Origin of the sequence: Rhodovibrio sodomensis (assembly GCF_016583645.1) — a bacterium.
Taxonomy (GTDB): domain Bacteria; phylum Pseudomonadota; class Alphaproteobacteria; order Kiloniellales; family Rhodovibrionaceae; genus Rhodovibrio; species Rhodovibrio sodomensis.
This window is the reverse complement of the sequence record NZ_NRRL01000255.1, coordinates 1-1,509: the sequence shown is the minus strand read 5'-3', so window position 1 is coordinate 1,509 and position 1,509 is coordinate 1. Positions and strand designations below refer to the sequence as shown.

Here is a 1,509-nt window from a genome sequence, read left to right as displayed (position 1 = left end):
AAACTTCCGGCGGGCGTGGGCCAGACAGTAGGCGAGCGTGATCGGCAGGGCCTCACGGTCGGCCAGCTGGCCGTAACCCTGATAGCCATCGACTTGCAGGATGCCGGTAAAGCTCTTGAGGTGCTCGGTCATGTGCCGGGCCTTGCGGTCCTCGGCGTAGAGGTAGGCGACCGCCGGCGGTGCGGGCCCCGACCACGATCGGTCGTCGATCGCGTAGGCCCAGAACCGGCCGGTCTTGGTCCGGCCCGTGCCGGGGGCCAGCACCGGCAGCGGGGTATCGTCGCAATACACCCGCTGCTGGGCGAGCACCGCCTTGAGCAGACATTCGTGTAGCGGCCGCAGCCACCAGGCCGCGCGCGCCATCCAGGTCGCCAGTGTGGAGCGGTCGATGATGATGCCCTGGCCGGCCAGCATCTTGGCCTGCCGATAGAGCGGCAGGTGCCAGGCCCACTTCCCGACCGCGATCTGGGCGATCAGGGTGCAGGTCGCGTAACCGCCCTCGACCGGCTGCTCGGGCGCCGGCGCCTGCACGACCGCGGAGCTGCAGGTGCGGCAACCGTACCGAGCGCGGTGGATGCACAGAACCCGATAGAGGACGGGGACCACGTCCAGCAGTTCGCGGACATCCTCGCCGATCTTGTGCAACGTCCCGGCGCAGCATGGGCAGCTGTCCGTCTCCGGCTCCAAGTGGATGTGCTTGCGCGGCAGATGGCGCGGCAGCGCGCCGCGGTTCCGGCGCGCCTGACCGCCGCGGCGCGGGGTCTTGGGCTTGCCGTCGCCTTGTGCGCTGTCATCGTCGTTGGCCGGGGTTGGCAGCGGCGCGTTCGGGTCGATGTCGCCCAGATCGAGGTTGGCCTGCTCCGGATCGACGCCCTCGCTGCTCTGGCCGTAGATCGCCTGCTTGTAGGCCGCGATCAGCTGATGCAGGGCGACGTTTTCCTGCTCCAACTCGGCCACCCGAGCGGTCAGATCGGCGATTTTCTGGGTGAGTTCGGCGACGCTTTCGGACATGAGGAATCCTACCCGAAAGCCCCCTGAAACACCAGGAAAACTGCGCCTTTCAGCCCGATTTCAGCGGCTTTCTAACGGCCTGCGGCGCGACCTTGCGCCAGTCCAGTCCGGCCAGCAAAAGCGTCAGCTGGGCGGGGGTCAGGGTGATCGCCCCGTCGGCGATCGCCGGCCAGGTGAACGCCCCCTGTTCCAACCGCTTGTAGTGCAGCCAGAGGCCGCTTCCGTCCCAGACGATCACCTTCAATTTGTCGGCGCGTTTCGAGCGGAACACGAAAATCGTGCCGCAGAACGGGTCGTCCGCCAGCGCCTGCGTCACCAGCGCAGCCAATCGGTCGTGACCGGCCCTGAAGTCGATCGGACGCCGGGCGACCAGGATCCGCGCGTTGCTCGGAACCGCGATCACCGCGGCACGCTCAGCGCGGCCAGAACCGTGCGGACGAGGTCGCCGTCCGCGCCATCGCGCACCCGCACGGTGGCGCCGGCGAATTCGACCTCCAC

Annotated in this window: 2 protein-coding genes; both read right to left on the bottom strand. The window is 68.3% G+C overall.

What is annotated here, in order from left to right; translation table 11 throughout:
- The coding region (tnpC, locus tag CKO28_RS27580; RefSeq protein WP_200344724.1) for an IS66 family transposase at nt 1-1,011 on the bottom strand (1,011 nt) is incomplete at its 3' end.
- Between the two features lie 49 nt (nt 1,012-1,060).
- Nucleotides 1,061-1,414 carry an IS66 family insertion sequence element accessory protein TnpB gene (gene tnpB, locus CKO28_RS27575; RefSeq protein WP_200344722.1) on the bottom strand — a complete coding sequence of 118 codons (354 nt, stop codon included), beginning with the start codon at nt 1,412-1,414 and terminating at the stop codon, nt 1,061-1,063.
- Nucleotides 1,415-1,509: the final 95 nt, after the last annotated feature.